General features: G+C 75.5%; 1 protein-coding gene. It reads left to right on the forward strand.

Annotated features, from left to right (window positions below; genetic code table 11):
* Positions 1 to 514, forward strand: a 514-nt coding sequence (locus DEIPI_RS0119465; protein ID WP_027482870.1) for a M20/M25/M40 family metallo-hydrolase, incomplete at both ends; no start/stop codon positions are given.

Below are 514 nucleotides of genomic sequence, written 5' to 3' on the forward strand. Positions count from 1 at the left end.
CCTCGCGAGGGCGGGCGTCACGGACGCGCGGGTGCGCGACACGCCCGGCCATCCGGTCGTGACGGCCTCGTGGACGGGCGCTCCGGGCGCGCCGACCGTGCTGGTGTACGGCCACTTCGACGTGCAGCCGCCCGACCCGCTGGAGCGCTGGGACAGTCCGCCCTTCACGCCCACCGAGCGGGACGGGCGCCTCTACGCGCGGGGCGTGTCCGACGACAAGGCGCCCATGCTGATCCCGATCCGCGTGACGGAGGCGTTCCTGAGCGCGCGCGGCGCGCTGCCCGTGAACGTGAAGTTCCTCTTCGAGGGCGAGGAGGAGGTGGGCAGCCCACACCTCGCGCCTTTCGTGCGGGCGCACGCCCACGAACTCGCGGCGGACTTCGTGCTGTCCGCGGACGGAGGGATGTGGCGCGCGGACCTCCCCACGCTGACGGTGAGCGCGCGCGGCCTGTGCGCGCTGGAGTTCACCCTGCGCGGCCCCGCGCGGGACCTGCACTCGGGGCGGCACGGGGGC

The sequence above is a fragment of the Deinococcus pimensis DSM 21231 genome (genome assembly GCF_000519345.1).
Lineage (GTDB): Bacteria > Deinococcota > Deinococci > Deinococcales > Deinococcaceae > Deinococcus_A > Deinococcus_A pimensis.